The 21,630-nt window shown below is 37.0% G+C and carries 20 protein-coding genes, 1 tRNA gene and 1 pseudogene; 16 read left to right on the top strand and 6 right to left on the bottom strand.

Annotated features, from left to right (window positions below; translation table 11 throughout):
- Nucleotides 1-291: 291 nt before the first annotated feature.
- Entirely contained in the window at nucleotides 292-573 is a 282-nt protein-coding gene (locus PVV60_RS05870; protein WP_273723777.1) for a DUF6460 domain-containing protein, read from the top strand.
- Between the two features lie 22 nt (nucleotides 574-595).
- Here PVV60_RS05870 and PVV60_RS05865 read toward each other — a convergent pair whose 3' ends face one another.
- From PVV60_RS05865 to PVV60_RS05855, 3 genes are all read right to left on the bottom strand, one after another.
- Nucleotides 596-1,405 carry a TIGR02186 family protein gene (locus PVV60_RS05865; RefSeq protein ID WP_273723776.1) on the bottom strand — a complete coding sequence of 270 codons (810 nt, stop codon included), beginning with the start codon at nucleotides 1,403-1,405 and terminating at the stop codon, nucleotides 596-598.
- 2 nt (nucleotides 1,406-1,407) lie between these two features.
- A complete protein-coding gene (locus PVV60_RS05860) occupies nucleotides 1,408-2,328 on the bottom strand; it encodes a sulfite exporter TauE/SafE family protein (protein WP_273723775.1) in 921 nt (306 codons plus the stop codon).
- Between the two features lie 178 nt (nucleotides 2,329-2,506).
- Entirely contained in the window at nucleotides 2,507-3,325 is an 819-nt protein-coding gene (locus PVV60_RS05855; protein WP_273723774.1) for a hypothetical protein, read from the bottom strand.
- Nucleotides 3,326-3,837: 512 nt separating this feature from the next.
- Between PVV60_RS05855 and PVV60_RS05850 the strand changes: the two genes are divergently transcribed.
- The 7 genes from PVV60_RS05850 (at nucleotide 3,838) to PVV60_RS05820 (ending at nucleotide 11,715) form a co-directional block, all read left to right on the top strand.
- Entirely contained in the window at nucleotides 3,838-4,584 is a 747-nt protein-coding gene (locus tag PVV60_RS05850; protein ID WP_273723773.1) for an electron transfer flavoprotein subunit beta/FixA family protein, read from the top strand.
- Between the two features lie 51 nt (nucleotides 4,585-4,635).
- On the top strand, nucleotides 4,636-5,556 hold the full coding sequence (locus PVV60_RS05845; protein ID WP_273723772.1) for an electron transfer flavoprotein subunit alpha/FixB family protein: 921 nt from the start codon (nucleotides 4,636-4,638) through the stop codon (nucleotides 5,554-5,556).
- A gap of 3 nt (nucleotides 5,557-5,559) precedes the next feature.
- Nucleotides 5,560-7,224: an electron transfer flavoprotein-ubiquinone oxidoreductase gene (locus tag PVV60_RS05840; RefSeq protein ID WP_273723771.1), complete on the top strand. Its 1,665-nt coding sequence runs from the start codon at nucleotides 5,560-5,562 to the stop codon at nucleotides 7,222-7,224.
- Between the two features lie 2,035 nt (nucleotides 7,225-9,259).
- Complete coding sequence (gene rsmI / locus PVV60_RS05835) at nucleotides 9,260-10,147, top strand: 16S rRNA (cytidine(1402)-2'-O)-methyltransferase (protein WP_273723770.1); 888 nt, start codon at nucleotides 9,260-9,262, stop codon at nucleotides 10,145-10,147.
- A gap of 4 nt (nucleotides 10,148-10,151) precedes the next feature.
- Nucleotides 10,152-10,520, top strand: coding sequence for a YraN family protein (locus PVV60_RS05830; RefSeq protein ID WP_273723793.1), 369 nt, complete (start codon nucleotides 10,152-10,154; stop codon nucleotides 10,518-10,520).
- 102 nt (nucleotides 10,521-10,622) lie between these two features.
- Complete coding sequence (locus PVV60_RS05825; protein WP_273723769.1) at nucleotides 10,623-10,868, top strand: hypothetical protein; 246 nt, start codon at nucleotides 10,623-10,625, stop codon at nucleotides 10,866-10,868.
- A 55-nt stretch (nucleotides 10,869-10,923) separates the two neighbouring features.
- Nucleotides 10,924-11,715: a pyrroline-5-carboxylate reductase gene (locus tag PVV60_RS05820; protein ID WP_273723768.1), complete on the top strand. Its 792-nt coding sequence runs from the start codon at nucleotides 10,924-10,926 to the stop codon at nucleotides 11,713-11,715.
- Between the two features lie 365 nt (nucleotides 11,716-12,080).
- Here PVV60_RS05820 and PVV60_RS05815 read toward each other — a convergent pair whose 3' ends face one another.
- Entirely contained in the window at nucleotides 12,081-13,142 is a 1,062-nt protein-coding gene (locus PVV60_RS05815; RefSeq protein WP_273723767.1) for an Mrp/NBP35 family ATP-binding protein, read from the bottom strand.
- 592 nt (nucleotides 13,143-13,734) lie between these two features.
- On the opposite strand from PVV60_RS05815, the gene rpmH reads away from it, so the two are divergent.
- The 8 genes from rpmH (at nucleotide 13,735) to PVV60_RS05775 (ending at nucleotide 20,514) form a co-directional block, all read left to right on the top strand.
- Nucleotides 13,735-13,869 (top strand): 50S ribosomal protein L34, encoded by a 135-nt coding sequence (gene rpmH, locus PVV60_RS05810; RefSeq protein ID WP_005864709.1) that lies wholly within the window; start codon nucleotides 13,735-13,737, stop codon nucleotides 13,867-13,869.
- Between the two features lie 117 nt (nucleotides 13,870-13,986).
- Nucleotides 13,987-14,379, top strand: coding sequence for a ribonuclease P protein component (gene rnpA, locus PVV60_RS05805; protein ID WP_273723766.1), 393 nt, complete (start codon nucleotides 13,987-13,989; stop codon nucleotides 14,377-14,379).
- Entirely contained in the window at nucleotides 14,369-16,207 is a 1,839-nt protein-coding gene (gene yidC, locus PVV60_RS05800; RefSeq protein ID WP_273723765.1) for a membrane protein insertase YidC, read from the top strand. Before rnpA ends, yidC begins: the two co-directional genes overlap by 11 nt.
- The gene (gene yihA, locus PVV60_RS05795) at nucleotides 16,204-16,848 is read left to right on the top strand and encodes a ribosome biogenesis GTP-binding protein YihA/YsxC (RefSeq protein WP_273723764.1); all 645 of its coding nucleotides are present in this window, start codon (nucleotides 16,204-16,206) and stop codon (nucleotides 16,846-16,848) included. Before yidC ends, yihA begins: the two co-directional genes overlap by 4 nt.
- 138 nt (nucleotides 16,849-16,986) lie before the next feature.
- Nucleotides 16,987-17,679: a glutathione S-transferase family protein gene (locus tag PVV60_RS05790; protein WP_273723763.1), complete on the top strand. Its 693-nt coding sequence runs from the start codon at nucleotides 16,987-16,989 to the stop codon at nucleotides 17,677-17,679.
- 1,174 nt (nucleotides 17,680-18,853) lie between these two features.
- Entirely contained in the window at nucleotides 18,854-19,666 is an 813-nt protein-coding gene (gene dapB / locus PVV60_RS05785) for a 4-hydroxy-tetrahydrodipicolinate reductase (protein ID WP_273723762.1), read from the top strand.
- 28 nt (nucleotides 19,667-19,694) lie between these two features.
- Nucleotides 19,695-20,315 (top strand): 2,3-bisphosphoglycerate-dependent phosphoglycerate mutase, encoded by a 621-nt coding sequence (locus PVV60_RS05780; protein WP_273723761.1) that lies wholly within the window; start codon nucleotides 19,695-19,697, stop codon nucleotides 20,313-20,315.
- A 114-nt stretch (nucleotides 20,316-20,429) separates the two neighbouring features.
- Nucleotides 20,430-20,514 (top strand) — tRNA-Leu (locus tag PVV60_RS05775).
- Nucleotides 20,515-20,612: 98 nt separating this feature from the next.
- Here PVV60_RS05775 and PVV60_RS10765 read toward each other — a convergent pair.
- Both PVV60_RS10765 and PVV60_RS05760 read right to left on the bottom strand, forming a co-directional pair.
- A pseudogene (locus PVV60_RS10765) lies at nucleotides 20,613-21,391 on the bottom strand (DNA adenine methylase).
- Between the two features lie 23 nt (nucleotides 21,392-21,414).
- Nucleotides 21,415-21,630: hypothetical protein (locus tag PVV60_RS05760; protein ID WP_273722773.1), on the bottom strand; the 216-nt coding region annotated here is incomplete at its 5' end.

Here is a 21,630-nt window from a genome sequence, read left to right as displayed (position 1 = left end):
AACAAAAACTCTCACCCTGACGCGGAATATCGAAACGTTATAAAATTTCTCTACAAATTCTCAGAAACAAAAGGATACCCCTTCATTTCATTAAATGAAGCGCCATGAAAATATCGCGAAAATGCAATAAAATACGCGTATATTTCAAAAAACAGCACTGTTATTACACCAGTACTAAGGTAGTGAACTTAAAAAAGTAAGAAAAAATAAAAAATGTTTTTCTTTTATGATAATAACATCGCTGTACTATGATAATACAATTAAAAAAATGATCTTCGAAAGTATATTAAAATGAACCGAAAGAAAAAATTGTTAGATTCTTCTCATGCGTTTCTTGGAGGAACATTAAGCCGTGTTAGTCTAAAATTGCTTATCCTTTCATTCTTCATTGGCATCGTAATGAATTTTTTGGGATGGACACCTCGAAACCTCACACAAAGAATAGTAGATTTTTTTCAATCACTATGGAAAGCAGGATTTATAACGCTTACAAATTTCTTCCATATAACTATGACGGGAGCTATTATTGTTGTGCCTATTTTTCTTATCTTACGAATTTTTCATAAAAAATAAAAGCCTTAACATTTTCCTTGTGCTAATCTTTTCGAAAAATCAAACGACATAAAAATCCTGTAGTAATAGCAATAATCACTGCAACAATACCATATAAAAAACGATACTTGTGCGCTGCATAAAAAATTGTATAAGCGATATGTGCTTTAACAATTTCAAGAGTCGTTGTTGCACTATCAATAAACTGTCCATCACGAAAAAGATAAGCACGAACTTTATAATGTCCAACCGGGATATTTGCTGGCAACCGAAAATGTGCTGTGAAAAGTGTGTCAGAACCAAAACGAACACCACTTACTTCCTCGTAATAAAGGCTTTTAGCTTTTTGCAATTTTATAAGTTCATCACGAAATCTTTGTATTTTTTTCTGATCTTGTTCATCCGTCTGTAATGGCAAATAGAGTAATCCTAACCCCAAGCGTTTATAATCTTCAATGCTCGTAATATCGTCAATTTCACGTGTTGTGACCATAGAGTAAAAAAGAGGAACCTTTTTAAAAATAAGAGAATCTGTATTAACCCATACACCGGCATTGCGTTTTTTTTCTCGCATCACCATTGTCCGATCTTGTCCCTCCAAGCTTACAACAATATCATAACGGTTTTGTCGAGAATATAACGGATCAATATTTTCCAAAACACCAGCAATATAAAGATTACGACCAGCAAAATTTGCATCCACAGTAATCGTATTCGTTGTTACGATAATTTGGACAGTTTCGTAGTCAACTTGATCAATGAATGTAGCTGGCGTCCCAACATGTGCCCATGTAGAAAAAGAAATAAAATACAAGCAACCTGCAATGATGTATAAAGAAAATAATCTACCCATTTTTATCTCATAAGAATATCCAGAGAGAAAAGATTATCAGGGCGTATAAATAATTGAAAAGCAAGACGCATACACACAATCAATACTAAAAATGCAAGTGCCATACGCAATTGTTCAGCTTTTAACTTCCGTCCAACCCGTGTTCCATATTGCGCACCAATACTTCCGCCAAGCATTAACAAAAAAGCCAAGACAATATCAACGGACTGATTAGTCATACTTTGCAAAACTGTCGTGAAAGAAGACACAAATGTAATCTGAAAAAGTGAAGTCCCAATCACCACACTGGTTGGAACACGTAGAAGATAAATCAATGCTGGTATCATAAAGAACCCCCCACCAATTCCCATAGTAGAAGACAACAACCCCACAATGAGACCAATCCCTAAAACTGGAATGATGCTAACATATATCATAGATGTCCGAAAACGCATTTTAAAAGGTAAGCGATGAATCCAATTATGTCGACCAGCAAGACGAACATTCGTCTTTCCTGCCTTACGCTTGCGCATCATATCATACCAACTTTCAATGATCATCAAGCTTCCTACACTTCCAAGAAGAATCACATAAAGAAGCGAAATCATTAAGTCTAATTGACCTAACTTTTTCAAAACAGAGAAAACCTGAATCCCAATTAAAGAACCACCCCCTCCTCCAATCGCCAAAAGAATACCAAGTTTAATATCGAGCGTACGTCTTCTAAAATGTGTAATCGCCCCTGTCACAGATGATGCAATCATCTGGTTAGCACCAGTTCCAACAGCAATAGCAGGAGGAATATTATAAAAAATCAATAACGGTGTGATGAGAAACCCACCACCAATTCCAAAAAGGCCTGAAAAAAAACCAGCAACGACTCCCATACCAATCAAGATCAGCATATTGAGTGACATTTCAGCAATTGGTAAATAAATACTCACTTACAGAACCTTCAAGATAATTTGAGTTTTTTTAATAATTAGAGAATCCTTCTCCAATTATCCTCTTTTCCAATAATCTCTGTTGCGTGTTTAAAAGGATAATTTTAGTTGCTATAGCTTTCGCACAAACACGAATGCGCAATACATTTCACATCTATTAACATCAACATCATAAAAATTAAAAAAAACGAGCTCCTTTTAAAAAGCTATAAAGACATAACGTTATCGCACCCACAAATACAATGGTTAAAAAACAAAGAACACTTTTTTTTACCAAATAAGATAAAAACGAGACATGTTCCCGAGACTGCGCCTTTAAAGAAGGAAAATCATTCTCACTGCAATGATTAGATGCCTGAGCACCCATCATACCCTTTTCTTCTATCACAGCACGCTTCACTACTCCCTCACCCTTTTTAAAAGAAGATTTCAGAGTATCACTGAACAAAGAGCTTCTATTTTCTTGCTGCAACGTATTTTCAACATTTGCTTGGAGTGGAATTATACCGTTTTGTTTCGAAAAATTTTTCACCTTTTGAAGGAACAAGCGTTCTTGATTTCCCTTACATTCCATATGAGCAAGTTTTTGTACAACAGAATCAGGTGATTTTGAACGAGACACCCGACGTGTTAGCGCTGCTTCTTCTAAACTTTTTTTTTCACTCTGCAAACTTTGAACAATTGTTTTAATCTGTTCTAAAGACTGGAAAAGCTTTTTTTCTCTTTGACGACGTATATAGTGTTCAGCCAAAATGGCCCGACTAATATCATCTAAGTAAGATTTAAAATGCTCTTCTACAGAACTCTGCTGCATTAAAGAACAGGGTGAATGCTTCATTTGCATTTGCGCATAAACGGTGCGTAATTTTTGAGCAATATCCGACATCGTTACTTCTACAGGAGTATCCATTCTCTCTTTTTTTTCAACAAAAGAAAAGACTTTATCGTTCCTAACCTGATTGCTCGCTTGGTCGATCGTATGACCCTTCGTATTCACAAACACCTACCCCTCATTAATCATTTAAAAAAGAATCGCAACAAATGATGAGAAAGTGTGCTCTATTTTAGTAAATAGAGCTTTAAGAACTCCCAAAAACTTTTTTGTTAGAAATATTTTCCCCCAATCTTTATCCAAAATATTTGAAAGAAAGATCTTTAATTTTTCTGTCTTCAAGATTTGAAGAGCAAAATCATCCCCCATTTTTATTTTTTTTACTTAATTTTTCATTGCATAAAGGACCTATTGCTCCATCATAAACAAAGCATAAGAAACTAAAAAAATATTCTTACAAGACAGATTGATTTTTTTACTTTTTATTCAAGCAAATAAGGCTATTATGGCAATGCAAAAATATGAAGATTGAAAATGACGACGAGAAAATACAAGTAAACGTAAAAAAAGCTTATATGAAAGAAAATACAAATTATAAATTGAGACTTCATTCTAAACAATTTGGTTTCTTATGAGTATTGCTATAAAATTGTGACATACAAACAAAGAGGATCATTATGAAAATAATTGTCGCTGTCAAACGTGTTGTTGATTATAATATCAAGATACGCGTCAAACCCGATAATACAGGCGTTGATCTGTCTCACGTAAAAATGTCTATGAATCCTTTTGATGAGATAGCCGTGGAGGAAGCCATTCGCCAAAAAGAATCCGGTAAAATTGCAGAAGTTCTTCTTGTTTCAATTGGTCCAGAAGCAGCTCAAGAAACTCTACGAACAGGACTTGCAATGGGCGCTGATCGCGCACTTCTTGTCACAACGGATCAAACACTTGAACCCTTAGCAATTGCTAAGGTTCTCAAAACCATTGTTGATGAAGAAAAACCCGACATGGTCTTTTTAGGAAAACAAGCAATTGATGACGATAGCAACCAAACAGGACAAATGCTCGCTGCTCTTCTTGGGTGGGGACAAGCAACTTTCGCCTCACATCTTAACATAGAAAATGGGCATGCTACAGTTACCCGTGAAGTTGATAATGGAACACAAACCCTTTGTCTTCCCCTTCCCATGGTTATGACCGCCGATCTACGGCTTAATGAACCGCGTTACACCTCTCTCCCCAATATCATGAAAGCAAAAAAGAAAATCATTGCACAAAAATCTCTTGCTGATCTTGGCATCGATACGAGATCACGCTTAACAATTTTAAGCGTTGAAGAGCCAAAACCCCGTGAATCCGGTATTAAAGTGGCAAATGTAGTAGAGCTTGTCAGAGCCTTAAAACAAAAGAACTGCATTTAATATTCTCATCATTAGAGTAAAAGCAACATTCACATAAAAGGGCAAAAACTTATGGCAATTCTTTTATTGGCTGATCATAATACAGAAGAAACAGCAAAAGCGCTCACCGCTGCACGCACACTCAGTAATGATATCGACATTCTGGTTTGCGGAGAAAAAATTCAAACGATAGCAGAAAATAGCGCTAAACTTAATGGTGTGCGGCAAGTCCTTATTGCAAAAGCAGACTATTTAGCTCATCAACTTGCCGAGCCTATGGCAGATACAATTCTCACGCTAGCAAATGATTATGATGTAATCATGGCAGCATCCAATAGTACTGGAAAAAATGTGATGCCGCGCGTAGCAGCTCTTCTTGACCTTATGCAAATTTCAGATATTACTGCCATTCTTTCACCAGATACCTTCAAACGACCAATTTATGCAGGCAATGCATTTGAAACTGTACGCACCAATGATTATAAAAAGATTATAACAGTTCGCACCGCTTCTTTCACCCCAACGCCTTCCCAAAATAATTCTGCTCCCATTAAAACTATAACACCAGCTCCCAATCCAAATCTTTCTTCTTTCATAAAAGCAGAAACCAATAAAAGTGATCGTCCTACTCTTACCTCTGCACGTGTTATTATATCAGGCGGACGTGGTCTTGGCTCTCAAGAGAAATTTATGACACTTCTTCTTCCCCTTGCAAACAAATTAGATGCTGCTTTAGGTGCCAGCCGCGCAGCAGTTGATGCAGGATACGCTCCCAACGACTGGCAAATTGGACAAACAGGAAAAGTTGTTGCCCCTGAACTTTATATCGCCGTTGGCATTTCCGGTGCAATCCAGCATTTAGCAGGTATAATGGATGCACAAATTATTGTTGCCATTAATAAAGATGAAGAAGCTCCTATCATGCAAATTGCCGATTACACCCTTGTAGGTGATCTCCACCAAATTATTCCAGAATTGGAGAAAGCTTTATAAGCCATGAAAGCACTTCTGCATGACCAACGTGAAAGTATGGAGTTTGATATAGTCATTGTCGGAGCAGGACCCGCGGGGCTTTCTGCCGCAATTCGTTTTAAACAAATTAATCCTGAGCTTTCTGTCACAATTGTTGAAAAAGGAACCGAAGTTGGTGCACATATTCTCTCTGGTGCAGTTGTTGACCCCATTGGTATCGATACACTCTTACCAGAATGGAGAAATGACAACGACCATCCCTTCACAACCCCGGTCACCCAGGACCAATTTTTTTTTCTAAAGCCTCAAAAAGCGACACTATTGCCCAATATTTTGCATCCCAAAATCTTATCAAATAACGGATGTTATATCGTTTCTCTTGGGAGCGTCTGCCGCTGGCTAAGCAAAAAAGCTGAAGCGTTGGGTGTTGAAATCTATCCTGGTTTTGCGGCAACAGAACCCATCATCCAAAAAGATAACGGAGCTATCATTGGTGTTCTCACCAGTGATATGGGGCTTAACAAAGATGGAACCTCTGGAAAAAATTATATGCCTGGTATGGCTTTATTGGCAAAATACACTCTGATTGCGGAAGGCGCCCGCGGCTCAATTGCAAAACAACTGATACAATATTTTAATCTTAGCAAAAATCGTGAACCACAAAAATTTGGTCTTGGTCTCAAAGAGCTCTGGGAAATTGCCCCCCAGAAACACCAACGCGGTTTAGTACAACATTTCACTGGTTGGCCCTTAGACAATAATACCGGTGGCGGTGGCTTTATTTATCACCAAGAAAACAATATTATTTCTGTCGGTTTTGTTGTACACTTAGATTACAAAAATCCTTATCTTTCTCCCTTTGAAGAATTTCAACGTTTTAAGACACATCCAAAGCTCTATGAAATCTTCAAAGGTGCAAAACGTCTTTCCTATGGTGCACGTGTTATCAGCGAAGGAGGTTGGCAATCTGTACCAAAACTCACCTTTCCTGGTGGGGTGCTTATTGGCTGCTCTGCTGGATTTGTCAATGTTCCTCGTATCAAAGGATCACACAATGCCATCTTATCTGGCATATTAGCTGCCGATAAAATCACTACTGCTCTTGCACAAGGACGTGCCCATGATGAGGTTAAAGAAATCGAAGAGCAATGGCGAAAAGGGCTCATTGGCAAAGATCTTTATAAAGTGCGAAATGCCAAACCGCTATGGGCAAAATATGGGACAAAATATGGAATTAAACTTGCCGGTTTTGATATGTGGTGGCAACAACTGTTCGGATTTTCCTTATTTAAAACACTCTCCCATGGAAAGGAAGATTATACATGCCTTGAACCAGCAGAAAAATTTCAACCCATTGCTTACCCAAAACCAGATGGCGTTGTAACCTTTGATCGCCTTTCAAGTGTTGCCCTTTCCAATACGCACCATGAAGAAAATCAACCTTGTCATTTAAAAATAGCTTCATTAGAAAAACAAAAAGACTCCGAATATGCAATCTATGGAGGACCCTCTACACGCTATTGTCCCGCCGCTGTCTACGAGTGGCTAGAGTATAATGATCATCTGACTTATATGATTAACGCTTCAAATTGCATACATTGTAAAACATGCGATATTAAGGATCCGAACCAAAATATCACTTGGATCTGTCCGCAAGGTAATGAGGGGCCCTTCTATCCCAATATGTAATTCCCCAATGTATAATCATTGTTCATTCTTCTAAAATTGAAATATACAAAACGCAATGGATGAAAATATTTCCCTCAAATCAGAAATCTATCAATCACCTTCCTGCATACGTTCTTTCACAATGTAAAAAGGACTCTATTTTCATATAAAACACTCTCCCCACCGCATGACTTTTTTCAATAAAAAAAACATAACATATTTTTATCAAAAATTTTTTATCTCAATAACAAAACAATAATGAATATATCTTGATAATTCTGCGATAAAGAAACAGCTGCCCTTCTCGAAAAACTGAAGGAAAATAAGCCGCTCTACTTTACCCCTTCCCCCACATGATCCAAAATGCTTTTAGCCCCCTCATAAGAAACATCAGTCATTTTAACTAGCTGAGAGCCCCCCCTGAAACTGCGCTTCAAGTTTATTTTTTCTCCTACACTTTGCCAAGTAATGCTCATTAAAGAAAACCCCATAAACATGTAGAAAAACGTTGCGAGATAACGAGATAAAGAGCATGCTTGTTCAAGCCTTTTCAATGTTTCTACTGATAATGATCCGAAAAAATCTTTAATATCACATTAACCTTTTATTTTTTCATCAAGGATAATAGCCTTGCATCTAGCCTTTACCAATATACTGCAATGAATGTGTACAAATACCGTAAGAATAAGCAGATGCCAAGCCATGGAGACTATCGCTATTAGCAAAACAAGCTGATAAAAACCAAAATAGCTTTCATAACCACTCTATGACGCGTTTTATAGAGTGTTTTTTTATAAAGCTTGTGCTTTCGCTGTTTCTTGTAAATCAACATCTAAATTGAACACAAGCGGTTATATTGAAAAGAAAGATTAAGGTAAATGAGAGCTCTGCTCGCCGTCCTAGCTTTTGTAGCTAGAACAAAAATATTGCGTATTCTATTTGAGTAATCTCCGAAATGAAAATACAGCTTCATTCAGCAAGAATATGAAATCTGAAAGGAAGAAACCTGTTTTTCTCTTTACTATCATCTGTCTATTCGGTTGTAGAACTTTCAAAAGCATCACAATATCTTTTAAAAAGAAGAGATCACGGATTGTCCCCGCTTTTATTATTTACGTTTTTTATGGGAGCATATTCTTCAGAAAAAATAAGGCATCCAAAATTAAAGCAGACTTGTGTTGTTCAATCATGGGTTTGTTTTTAAGAGATAGCTCTGAACACATATCGGACAACTATTTTGCGACACTATTCAAAAAAGGTATAACCTACTCCTGTGAACAAAAACTTCCATATTTACGCAATAAAAAGTACAAGCTAACAGCATCATTTTTTCTGCGAGCCCCAATGATGCAATAATCTTTGCTTTGAGACGGTTCCAAAATGCACGAAAATGATTTTGATTAATTGGCTATAAGATGCGTTGAGATGATTTTACGATATTTAAAACTCCTAATCAATATGCAAATGATAAAATCTTCATTAAAAATCAAATATTTAAGATAAAAACCAGCTTTAAACATCTAAGGTGCCCATTATACTGTTAAAGCTGTAGAGAATATGACAAAATAAAGTATTTTTCTGGTAAGGACTTATATTTAATCAATAACAATACAGTTAGCTGCCAGTTAGTTGTTTGTGTTTCAAAAGGAGCTGTTTACATTTGCTCAGAAAAACAATGTTTATATCAATAGAATATTTGAAAGATAGACGTTATGGAAATAATCTAAAAAGCTTAGCTTTTAAAAGAGCACAGCCACGCGTGAAATGGTGGCATGGGTAAAATTGTTTTTTGGTTCTCGAAGGAAAAACTTTATAGAAAATCATGGGACTGCTAGAATATTGGTTACATCTGGAACTTATTTTACTGGAAAAGATAGTGCGGATCAAAATAGATAATAATGTTAGATTAAGACATTAAAGATGAGATTATCTTATTGTAATGTAATAGATTATTCGAGTAAGATAAGCCTTTATAATGATAAAAAATGAGCCAAAATGCCTTATGAGTATGGATAAAAATCTTGTGGAGAGGGAAATTTGATGAAAAGAAAAGAGCATGTGTGAAAAAGCATATTTTATAGGTGCGCATGCTTATTCTGCACCCGCTATAGAATCAGGGCTTTATCTTGTGGCAACACCTATCGGAAATCTTGCAGATATTACGCTTCGTGCTTTGCAAGTGCTTGCAGGAATTGATATTTTAGCGTGTGAGGATACGCGAGTAACTCGTGTTTTGTTGGAACGTTACGGTATTCAAAAAAAACCTTTTCTCTATCATGAATATAATGCGCAAAAAGCGGGTCCGAAGCTTTTAGAGGCTTTAGCAGAAAACAAAACAGTAGCGCTTGTTTCAGATGCGGGAACACCCCTTATTTCTGATCCCGGATTTCGATTGGTGGAAGAAGCCCGTAAAGCTGGTCATAAAATTATTCCTATTCCTGGAGCATCCGCTCTTTTAGCTGCTCTGATACCGACAGGGCTTCCTACTGATAGCTTTTTTTTTGCAGGTTTTTTGAGTGCGCGAAAGCTACAGCGCCGAAAACGGTTGGAACAATTAAAAGAGATTCCAGCAACTTTGATTTTTTATGAATCACCGCATCGTCTTGTTGAAACTTTACAGGATATGGTCACACTTTTTTCAGCTGATCGACCTGCTGCCATTTGTCGTGAATTAACAAAAAAGTTTGAAACAGTAGATGTTTCCAATTTGGGGGACTTATTAGAAAATTACAGAAAACAAACCCATATTCGTGGGGAAATTGTTGTACTTGTTGGAGAATCATCTTCTTCTTTCAATGTGATAAGTGATCAAGAAATTGATGAAATGCTATTAGAACGCGCACGGACACATTCAGCTGCTCAAGCAGCAGCTTTTGTTGCAAAAAAAACCGGTTTTAAAAAGCAGGAACTTTTTCAGCGATTAATCTTTTTAAAAAATGCGTAAAATGATACAAAAAAAACGTAGACAAAAGTCTTTTTATCGAGGGATTCGTGCAGAAAAATTGGCAGCTTGGTGGCTACGTTGCAAAGGGTTTCACATTGCCGAAAGGCGTTTTAAAACAAAATGTGGAGAAATTGATTTAATTGCACGACGCGGAAATCTTGTGTTAATCGTTGAAGTTAAAGCACGTTCAACGTTGGCTGAAGCAATGGAAGCGGTTTCCAGAATGAATGAAAAGCGAATTGAATCCGCTGCCGATATTTGGCTCGCACGGCAAAAAGATTATGCCCTTTTGTCTGTACGCTTTGATTTGATTGCAATTTTACCTTGGCGTTGGCCACAGCATATCCCTGCATTTTTTACATCTGATCAATAAAAGGCAGCCCCCGTTTTAACCATACTCAATAAAAAACATTTCGTTTTTATGTACATATGCGTTAAAAATTGTGTAATAATTGAGCGCTATAAGGAGCAAAATATGGATGATTATGAAAAGTTTGCAACAGGTTTGCTCATTGTTTTTGGAGCGCTGATTATTGGTGGTTTAATGGCAATGCATATTGTACTTATGAATAAACCAGGTTTTTTATTTGCATTAGCCGCAGCTGTTGTTGGTTGGTTTTCTGCTTTTGCCGTTCTCTTTGACAAGCCTAAAATCTATTTGGTCTTGATTATTTTTGCTATGTTATGTGTTGCTTCTTCAATTAGCGTTTATGTTAGTTAAAATACTTGAAATGTTGATTAAGATTCCTTTAAAAATATAAAACTGAGAAATAGAAATGAAACTTGGCTTTTTGGGAACGGGTACAATCAGTGCTTCAATGGTGAATGGCTTAATGACCAGCACCTTTGATGTTTCTTCCATTGTTGTTTCACCTCGCAATGCACAAACAGCAGAGCGCCTTTCAAACACTTATGACAAAGTTATGATTGCTGAAAATAACCAAGCATTGCTCGATGTTAGTGATTGTGTTTTTCTTTGCTTGCCCAACCAAATTGCAGAAGACATTTTGTGCTCTCTTCGTTTTCGTCCAGAACAGCTGGTTATTTCCGTACTTGCTATGGCAAAAGCAGCAGAAATAGAAAAGTGGATTAATCATAAAGTTTATCGTGCTGTTCCATTACCTTTTGTTGCAGAATGCAAAAATTTGACACCAATCTATCCCGATCATCCCTTCTTACGCACTTTATTTGACGCATTGGGGGGCACATTGGTGCTGGATAAGGAAGAGCAGTTTAATCTTTTTATGACAGCTGGTTCACTTATGGGAGTATATTTTAATTTTATAGAAACAGCCCATCAATGGTTTATAACACAGGGGTTAAAAAAACAGCAATCAGCAGAATTTCTTACCATGATGTTTGGAAATCTTACAGATGAAATGCGTAAAATTATAACAACGGATCGTTCTATATCTCTCGATTTTGCACTGCTTGAAAAAGAGTTTTCAACAAAGGGTGGAACAAATGAATTTTTGTCAAATTACTTTTCTCAACAAGGGGGAAGAAATGCTTTAACAACGGCTCTTGAAGCTACTTTGCAAAAAATGAATGCTTCTAAAAAGACTTGACAAATATTTTTATCACCTTAACAAAAAAGAGCTATATATCAAAAAATACTTTTTACATCTGAATAAGATACCATTTTATGAAAATAATTGATTTTTAAAATATTTTTTACAACCTTTTCCAATTTTTCTAAATTATTTTTATTTTCTGTCTTCTTCTTTTTGCCTCAAGTCCAATATTTTTTCTACCTCACTGCTCTAGCTCTTCAATTTGGTTTCCCCTTTAGGTTATCCAAACGCATGAATAATTTTTTGTTTATTTAACCTATATACTCCATTCACACATTAAAACTTCCCCTTATAAAGAAGCAACTATTTTTATGTCTTTCATGGTTGTGTTTTAATAAACTCTCTTAAATACCCCCCATTCAGAAGAGTTGATTTTTTATTTGATCAACAATTTTACGATATAGTTTAGCATGCTCTTCACTAGGCTTAGCAACAAAAATAGGGATTCCCTCATCTGAAGAAAATCGTAAAGCTGCATCAAGCGGTATTTCCGCTAAGAACGGGACTTCTCGACGTTCTGCTTCTGCCCGTGCACCACCATAGCCAAAAATATCATAGCGTTTTCCCGTATCAGGAGCGATAAAATAACTCATATTCTCAATGAGTCCTAAAATAGGAACATTGACTTTCATAAACATTTCTATTGCTTTACGCGCATCCACTAAAGCAAGATCTTGGGGTGTAGAGACAACCAACGCACCTGTTAATTGTACCTGTTGGGCAAGCGTTAATTGTGCATCCCCTGTACCGGGCGGCATATCAACGACTAAAACGTCCAGAGGGCCCCATACAACATCTCGTAACAATTGTGTTACAGCTGCCATAACCATAGGACCACGCCATACTACCGGCTTTTCTTCCTCAACCAAAAATCCCATCGACATCAATTTAAGTCCGAATTTTTCAAGAGGTTGAATCTTTTTTTCTCCAATGAGCTGTGGTTTTTGATTAACAAGTCCTGTCAAACGTGGCAAAGATGGACCATAAATATCAGCATCCATCACCCCCGTCTTGAAACCAGAAGCTTGTAAAGCTAAGGCGATATTTATTGCCATCGTAGATTTTCCGACCCCTCCTTTTCCAGAAGCAACAGCAATCACATGCCGCACACCTTCTATGGGCACTTTGATCGGTAAGAGATTCGCTCTCCGTCTAGGAGCTGCCTTTGTTGTTTTTTCTGCTGTAAGTGTGACAACAACAGATTCCACTCCCTCCAAAGCACATACCACCTTTTCAGCAGAACGGCGCAATGATTCCCATTCTTTCACACCTCCATCAGGAACTGTAATGGAAAAGAAAACCTTACCATCAACAATCAATATTTCTGAAAGAAGATCCAAGGACACAATATCGCTTTCAAGATCTGGTCCTTTGATTGTACGTAATACGTTGCGGACAACCTCACTTGTAATAGGATCCACGTTCTTTCCTCTCTATAAAAATAGCAGCCAATACAAGCATATGAACGAAAAATATTTACAGGTTCATCACCTGATAATTTTCTACTTTACTCAGAATTATAAAGTATAAATTACTTATATCTTATCTCTTTAAAAAGATGAAACCATCCTTAAATAAAGAATCTCAAACATAAAATCTGCTATAAAATCCTATCAATCATGTTTGTGCTACAACCACTTTAATGAATGTTCTGATAAAAATTTTGTAAAAACAAAAACTGAAAAAAACTCTTAATATTAAAGGAAACTTTAAATTGAACATACAGTAATCAGTCACACTTTCTGTAGTTCTTTAACGCCCTAGCCATTTATGTTCTGTAGACTCAATCGTTATTTTCTGACACTCTTACAGTATTGTAAAAAAGTGTCACAGATAGTTATTAAGGTGTTTTGTATTCTTTCAAGAGAGCGAGAAGAACAATCTAAGATTGACTTTTTTTATATTTTTCCTTATGGATTAACAGCCGTATGATAGGATAAAATTGTCCATCTCGCGCATAACTGCTCATAAAACGAAGATTAAGAAGGGCCGCACTCCGCGGTATTTAAATAAATGAAACGTACTTACCAACCCTCTAAACTTGTCCGTAAACGCCGTCATGGGTTTCGTGCACGCATGGCCACAGCTGGAGGACGTAAAGTCATTGCTGCAAGACGTGCTCGTGGACGTAAGCGGCTCTCTGCTTAACCATTTAAATTTTCACAACCGTTGAGGATTGCTCAGCGTTTCTTCGTTGTGAAGCTTTTATTATGAACCTCTAATGCCTGCTTGCAGGCATTTAGTAAAATTGCGAAATGTTCTTTTATGAAGAAAAAACATCCCTGCCGTATTCGCAAAAGAGCAGACTTTTTGGCTGCCCGTACAGGAGAAAAGCGACGTGGTCCTTTATTTTTGCTCGAAATTAAATCTCGTGAACAAACAACAGAAAGAAAAGATTCTCTTTTTGCACGTGTAGGCTTCACTGTTACCCGTAAAAACGGTAATGCTGTGAAACGTAATCGTATTAAAAGGCGCTTGCGTGAAGCCGTAAGAGTTGGTGTATCAAACCACATGGAAGCAGGAACAGATTATGTCATTGTAGCATACCGTGATGTGTTACATGCGCCTTTTACATCCTTGATTAGTGAATTAAATCGGCGAATAAAACCAAAAATAAAACATCAGCAACAACAACAAGGGTGTACGGATGGAATATAACCGCAATTTCTTTATCGCTATTGGCTTATCTTTCGTAGTGCTCATCGCATGGCAGTTTCTTCATGTTGCTCCTAAACAAGCAAAGTTACAAAAACAACAAGTTATCACACAGCAATTGTCAAAACAACAATCAGCCCTTTCGAATACCACGACGAATTTTTCTGACGATACCTCAACGCATCACGCAACATCTATCATCGAACAGCCAATGACCCCTGAAATCCGGAAAGCTGTATTGGCTAAAACAGAGCGTATTGTGATCAAAACCAATGAACTGGAAGGCTCTATTAATCTTGTTGGTGCACAATTTGATGATCTTCACCTCAAAAAATATCGTTTAACAGTCGATAAAAAATCACCGGAAATCGATTTGCTAAATCCTAAAGGTTTCAAAACAACCTACCTTGCTGAATTTGGTTTTGCAAGTGCGTCTTTGCCAGCAAAAGCTTTGCCACAATCGGATACAAAATGGCAAGTAGAGGGAAACAATACAATCCTGACGCCTTCAACACCCATCACTTTAATTTATAATAATGGACAGGGACAAATCTTCCGGCGGACCCTTTCTGTTGATGATCATTTCATGTTTACCATTGAGGATTCTATCAGTAATGAAAGTGATCAACCAATATATCTCTCGTCCTATGCCCGCGTTGCACGTGCAGCACCACCAGAACATACAAATGCAACCTATTTACTTCATGAAGGTATGATAGGTATTGCAGGAGATTCGCTCAAAACTGAAAAATATAAAACCTTAGCAGAGCTTGACCCAAATCCTGATAATGGGCAAAAGAGCATGACTTTCTCCAAAGTAACAGGAGGTTGGATTGGTATTACCGATAAATATTGGGCTGTAGCAGTTATTCCCCCGCAAAATAAAGAGTATACAAGCCGTTTTATTTATTTTGATCGTTTGCAAACGCATTATCAGTCTGACTTGCTAGGATCGCCTTTAACGATTGCCCCAAATGAAACAAAAACTGTTACAAATCATCTTTTTGCTGGTGCAAAACAAGTTGAAATTATTAATAATTATCAAAATGATCTAAAAATTAAAAAGTTTGCTCTTTTAATTGATTGGGGCTGGTTTGATTTCATCACCAAACCAATGTTTTCCCTCATTGATATTCTTTATAAACAAACAGGGAATTTTGGTATCGCCATCCTTCTTGTCACAGTGCTCTTAAAAACTCTTCTTTTTCCTCTAGCCAATAAATCTTATAAATCTATGGCACGCATGAAGCTTCTACAACCGCGGTTGCTAGAAATAAAAGAAAAATATCCCGATGACCAAACCAAACAACAAAAGGCAATAATAGAACTATATAAAACCGAAAAAATTAATCCCCTTGCAGGCTGTTGGCCAATGTTGGTTCAATTCCCAATATTCTTTGCTCTTTATAAAGTTCTTTATATCACCATTGAAATGCGCCATGCCCCTTTCTTTGGCTGGATTAAAGATTTAGCGGCACCTGATCCAACTTCTCTTTTTAACTTGTTTGGTCTCTTGCCATATACAACGCCAACATTTCTTATGATTGGTGCATGGCCTTTGATTATGGGAATAACGATGTTTTTACAAATGCGTATGAATCCCTCTCCTCAAGACCAAACCCAAGCAATGATATTCACATGGATGCCTGTTGTCTTTACTTTTATGCTCGCCTCTTTCCCTGTTGGTCTCGTCATCTATTGGGCATGGAACAATATATTGTCAATCATTCAGCAAGGTATCATGATGAAGCGCCAAGGAGTTAAAATTGAGCTTTTTGATAATCTGAAAGCCATCTGGAGAAAATTACCTAAAAAAGAAGTGCATGAATGACAAGAGATTCTTCCCTTTCTGGAATTTTTTCTCGCAATTGGATTTTTATTCGTGGTGTGCCAACAATACGTTTTCTCCCCCCCGAAGGACCACCAGAAATTGCATTTGCAGGACGTTCCAATGTTGGGAAATCATCTTTAATCAACGCACTCGTTCAACAAAAAAGCTTAGCACGTACCTCAAATACACCAGGACGGACTCAAGAGCTTAATTATTTTGTCCCCGATGGCTTCAGTGGGCAACTAGGAGATCTTCCTCCTCTAGCATTAGTAGATATGCCTGGCTATGGTTTTGCTGCTGCTCCTAAAAATCTTGTTGATGCGTGGACGAATTTGATTTTTAGCTATTTACGGGGTCGCACAACATTAAAACGTGTATATATCTTGATTGATTCACGACATGGAATAAAAAATAATGATGAAGATGTTCTTGCTCTCCTTGATAAAGCAGCCGTTTCTTATCAAATTGTTTTGACAAAAAGCGATAAAATCAAATCAAATGCCTTGGAAAAATTAATTATGAGCACACAAACAAAGCTTCTCAAACGCCCAGCAGCTTATCCTGAGCTTCTTGTAACATCTTCAGAAAAAGCTCTCGGTTTAGAAGAATTACGTGCTGCCATTTTGCAAACCATCGCATAAGAGAACAATTCCTATCATTAACAATTTATTAATTATAATTGCTAGCAAATACTAATGATCTTGTACTTCTAGTCAAGCATCTTTATAAAAATAATTACTTGAAAGAATTCTCATCAACTCTATTTGATAGTGTAAATTATGCTGACACTTTTTCACTCTCCCCTATCCGCTGCCTCACGCTTCATACGCCTCATTCTTGGGGAATATGGTGTAGCCACTCAACTGATTGAAGAATATGAATGGGCAAGAAGACACGAATTTCTAGCCCTCAATCCCGCTGGTCATGTTCCTGTTTTTCTCGATGAACACGAGGTTCCATTATCAGGTCCTCTTGTTATCTGCGAATATTTAGACGAAACACATGGAAGTTTACGACAAGACAATAAGCTCTTTCCGGAAAATCCTTTAGATCGTGCGGAAGTACGCCGTCTCAATGACTGGTTTTTAAATAAATTCGAAAATGAAGCAACGCGCCATATCGTACGAGAACGAATCCATAAACGTGAAATGCCACTTGCCATTGGCGGTGGTGCTCCTAATTCACAAATTTTACGTAATGCACGTGCCAATATTTTACCACATATGAACTATCTCAATTGGCTCTGTGCGTCTCGCGATAGCTTAGTCGGTTCTACCTTGTCCTATGCTGACCTAGCAGCAGCAGCCTCTATTTCTGTCCTTGACTTTCTAGGGGAAGTTGACTGGGAACAATCTCCTGCTGCTAAAGACTGGTATATGAGAATTAAATCACGCCCTTCTTTTCGTTCTCTTTTAACAGATCGCGTCCGCGGAATTGTTGCAAGCGCTCACTATGCAGATCTTGATTTCTAGCCTTTTCTCACAAACAAAGGTAGGAGCGATATTTTATCTAAAGGATATTTATAGGTTTATGAATTTTTATGCGTGCGTATAAACAATATAATAATACATTGATTTATAATCATATTAAACAGAGAATAAGACCCATTACAATTGAATCAAAAAAATCACTTTTTTGTCGTGTCACAAAAAAGAAAGGCTCTCTTTAAATACAAGGGTTGTAGCATCATTGGAAGCTAGACAAATAAAATAACAATAATAAACGCATGTTATACCCCATTCTCCCCAATATATGAAAAAATGCATTGTATAACATATATACTATTTGCTCTATAATAAACAAAGCCTCCTCATGCGTTTTTACAACATAACAATTTTTTCAACTGACTTTCCTAAAAGATGAAGAATCCGACCAACTCTTGTGTGTAAACAATCCAACTTCTTGTTCATCCCTTGCCCCCTTTCACGTGATTTATTTATAACATATTGATATAAAATGATAAATAATTATTTTTACCTTTAATCATCAATTCCAAATACCTTTTTCTCATTACCTTCATCACATTTAAAACAATCAAAATCGCTTTCTTATGCGTCACAAATGAAATTGGTGCGTAAAAAAATATTAAAGAAAAGAATGAAAATGCCTAAGTGCCAAGGATTATTACAACATTAAAGACTAACAAAAAGTATGATAGTGTTGATTTGCTCTTTTATGAAGCATAAAGATAGTAGCGCAGAATAGATTTTATATTATTCATGGATACTCTCATCTAATACCACTCACGAGCACTATCATAAAATAAGTTTAGAGGTATTGAAAAATATTTCTTTAAGACAAGCGCATGAATTGACAACATAGGTGTATTTTGTTTGGAAGGTCTTGTTTTGCATGAAGAATGCTCCCCCTTAAAGAACGAAAGAAACAAAAACGTAAAATAATACACAATCTTCATTAGATTTCATAAGTAAATCTTATTTAGGAATATTCATCACGCACTCTAACGAAAAACATCTCTATTTTAATTTTTAGATCTTATATCACTTGCTCTAAACAACAGTGTTTTACAGCACAACAAGATAAATTAAAGCAGGAAAAAAATTTTTCCTATAAAGAAAAAGAACCATTGGAAAGAAGGCAAGAATTTGCCTATACTGCACAGTAAAGTATCATAAGGAGATAAAAATGCGCCTTACAGTTGTTGGTGCAAATGGAAGAATGGGACGTGAACTCATTACAGCAATCCAGCAGAGGAGAGATGTAGAGCTTTGTGCTGTTCTTGTACGCAAAGGCTCACCGTTTGTAGGAAAAGATGCCTGTGCTTTAATTGGTTCAGATTCTCTTGGGATTGGCATCACTGACGATCCCGAAAATGCCTTTTCTAATACAGAAGGTATTTTAGATTTTTCACAACCAGAAGCCAGTATTCTTTATGCTGACTACGCTGCTCAAAAAAGCCTTGTCCATATTATTGGCACCACAGGATTTAGCAAAACAGAAGAAGAAAAAATTGCAGATTTTGCGAAATATACAACAATTGTCAAATCCGGAAATATGAGCCTTGGAATAAATCTTTTAGCCAACCTTGTAAAGAAAGCCGCTAAAGCATTAGAAGCCGATGATTTTGATATCGAAGTTTATGAAATGCATCACGCTAACAAAGTTGACGCCCCTTCTGGAACAGCCCTTCTTCTTGGGCAAGCAGCAGCTGAAGGGCGCAATGTTATGCTGCAAGATGTGCGTGTCAACGAACGCAATGGTTATATAGGTAAGCGCGAAAAAGGCTCCATTGGCTTTTCTTGTTCACGTGGTGGAACAGTTGTTGGAGAACACAGTGTCATTTTTGCCGGTTCCTATGAGCGCATTGTTTTTTCACATACAGCGCAAGAACGCTCTATCTTTGCCAATGGCGCATTAAAAGCAGCTTTGTGGGCAAAAAATCATGAAAGCGGTCTTTATTCAATGCTCGATGTTTTGGGATTGAACGATGAATTTTAAACAATCAATAGAATAGAGGCAATTCATAATGGGACGCATACTTACACTCATTCGTCATGGACAAAGTGAATGGAATCTCAAAAACCTTTTTACCGGTTGGAAAGATCCCGATTTAACAGAAAAAGGCCATGCAGAAGCGATAGCAGCAGGAAAAAAACTGAAAGAATATGGTTTGAAGTTTGATATCGCTTATACATCTGCCTTACAGCGTGCTCAAAAAACAGCTCAACACATTTTAGAACAAATGGGACAATCTGATTTAGAAGTGATAAAAAATCCCGCATTAAATGAACGTAATTATGGTGATCTTTCTGGTTTAAATAAAGATGAAGTACGCCAACAATGGGGGCAAGAGAAAGTGCAAATGTGGCGCCGCTCCTATACGATTGCGCCCCCGAATGGAGAAAGCCTACGCGACACCGGTGCGCGCATCTGGCCTTATTATCTTTACCATATCCAACCTCATATTTTGCGCTTCCAAACTGTTTTAATCGCAGCGCATGGCAATTCTCTTCGTGCTCTTATTATGGCGCTTGAAGGTCTCTCCGGTGAGGAAATTATATCTCAAGAATTAGCGACCGGCATTCCTATTATTTACACATTTAATCCGGATTCAACAATTTTATCAAAGACAGTCCTCACACCTTAAACTTCTAAAATCATGATCTCCCCCTAAAATTCAATTCAATCGTTTTAAGCTGAAAACATAAATTCTATAATTTTATTGACAGAATTGTTTCATATGCTTAGATGAATTTTATGAGCCCAGATGGCGGAATTGGTAGACGCGCAGGTTTCAGGTACCTGTGCCGTAAGGCGTGGAGGTTCGAGTCCTCTTTTGGGCACCATGTTTTTTTATCAAAAATAATTTATTGATTTTCCATATGTTTTTTTAAGTGAGGGATGCGTAAATAAAAGTTGGGGAATAGAATTTTGTAGCGTGTTCTCAATTATTGCGAATCAAGAGTTCTTTTTGGGGTATTTTTTTAGCCGTACCTGCTGTCCAAAGGGTCTCTAATTCTAAAAAGTCAAAATCCCTAAAAATCTCTCGAACCGCATCACAATCATTCAGACTCAAGACAAATTTACCTTGGATCCCTCTGAGAACTTTTGCCATCTTCACAAAATCATCTTCAACAAAATTTCCAGAACTATAACACTTCTTCTTTACAAGATAAGGCGGGTCTAGATAAAATAAACTGTCTGGTGCATCAAAAAGTTCGACAACCCGATCCCACGATAAATTTAAGATTGTCGTATCAAGAAGCTTCTGTCTAACACGTCTCATCCTTGATAACAGCTTATCGGGTCTGCCGTTCTTTTTCTTCCAAATCTAAAAGAAACATAATCTTCTTTCCCATACATGACACAACGTTGGAGAAACAAAAAGCGTGCGGCTCTTTCAATTTTGGAAAGGCTCTCTGGTTCAATAGCCGCAAGTTCAAAAAACAACTGTCTTGAACAAACAAACCACTCTAGTCGTTTGGCTAAATCTTCAAAGTCATTTTGAACACATTGAAACAGATTCGTGATCTCTCCATTCAAATCATTAATAACGGAATATTTTGCTGGTCTTTTATTGAGGAAAATAACACCAGAGCCTAAAAATGGTTCAACATAGGTTTCATGATCAATATTATTTAAAATCGGTATAATTTTCTTACGTAGATAGTGTTTACCACCCATCCACGCAAACAATGTTTGTGTAAATTCTTGTTTCATCATATTTTAAAGGAGAGGTTTGATATTTAACTTTTTGTTATCCACTTTTTGAGGTGTGAGAAGCTATTCTCTATAGCGTCCACAAAACGGGAAAAATCTATTACAAACATAAAGGCAATAAAGGCTATCAATTTCATGAGGCGTGACATCATCTTTAAGCCTTGATAGGTCTCTATCATCTCGCGAAGGAGTTGTTGTTCTGTTTGTGTGAGATCTTGTTCTTGTTTACTTCGTTTCTTGAC

It is taken from the genome of Bartonella sp. AU18XJBT, assembly GCF_028618595.1.
In the GTDB taxonomy this organism is placed as follows: Bacteria; Pseudomonadota; Alphaproteobacteria; order Rhizobiales; family Rhizobiaceae; genus Bartonella.
This window is presented reverse-complemented; position numbering and strand designations above follow the sequence as displayed.

Coding starts and splice junctions, on each gene's coding strand:
- yidC (WP_273723765.1), top strand. CDS start 14,369: ATGGAATATAACCGCAATTTCTTTATCGCTATTGGCTTATCTTTCGTA.
- yihA (WP_273723764.1), top strand. CDS start 16,204: ATGACAAGAGATTCTTCCCTTTCTGGAATTTTTTCTCGCAATTGGATT.
- PVV60_RS05865 (WP_273723776.1), bottom strand. CDS start 1,405: ATGGGTAGATTATTTTCTTTATACATCATTGCAGGTTGCTTGTATTTT.
- rpmH (WP_005864709.1), top strand. CDS start 13,735: ATGAAACGTACTTACCAACCCTCTAAACTTGTCCGTAAACGCCGTCAT.
- PVV60_RS05840 (WP_273723771.1), top strand. CDS start 5,560: ATGAAAGCACTTCTGCATGACCAACGTGAAAGTATGGAGTTTGATATA.
- PVV60_RS05825 (WP_273723769.1), top strand. CDS start 10,623: ATGGATGATTATGAAAAGTTTGCAACAGGTTTGCTCATTGTTTTTGGA.
- PVV60_RS05845 (WP_273723772.1), top strand. CDS start 4,636: ATGGCAATTCTTTTATTGGCTGATCATAATACAGAAGAAACAGCAAAA.
- PVV60_RS05790 (WP_273723763.1), top strand. CDS start 16,987: ATGCTGACACTTTTTCACTCTCCCCTATCCGCTGCCTCACGCTTCATA.
- PVV60_RS05820 (WP_273723768.1), top strand. CDS start 10,924: ATGAAACTTGGCTTTTTGGGAACGGGTACAATCAGTGCTTCAATGGTG.
- rnpA (WP_273723766.1), top strand. CDS start 13,987: ATGAAGAAAAAACATCCCTGCCGTATTCGCAAAAGAGCAGACTTTTTG.
- rsmI (WP_273723770.1), top strand. CDS start 9,260: ATGTGTGAAAAAGCATATTTTATAGGTGCGCATGCTTATTCTGCACCC.
- dapB (WP_273723762.1), top strand. CDS start 18,854: ATGCGCCTTACAGTTGTTGGTGCAAATGGAAGAATGGGACGTGAACTC.
- PVV60_RS05850 (WP_273723773.1), top strand. CDS start 3,838: ATGAAAATAATTGTCGCTGTCAAACGTGTTGTTGATTATAATATCAAG.
- PVV60_RS05870 (WP_273723777.1), top strand. CDS start 292: ATGAACCGAAAGAAAAAATTGTTAGATTCTTCTCATGCGTTTCTTGGA.
- PVV60_RS05780 (WP_273723761.1), top strand. CDS start 19,695: ATGGGACGCATACTTACACTCATTCGTCATGGACAAAGTGAATGGAAT.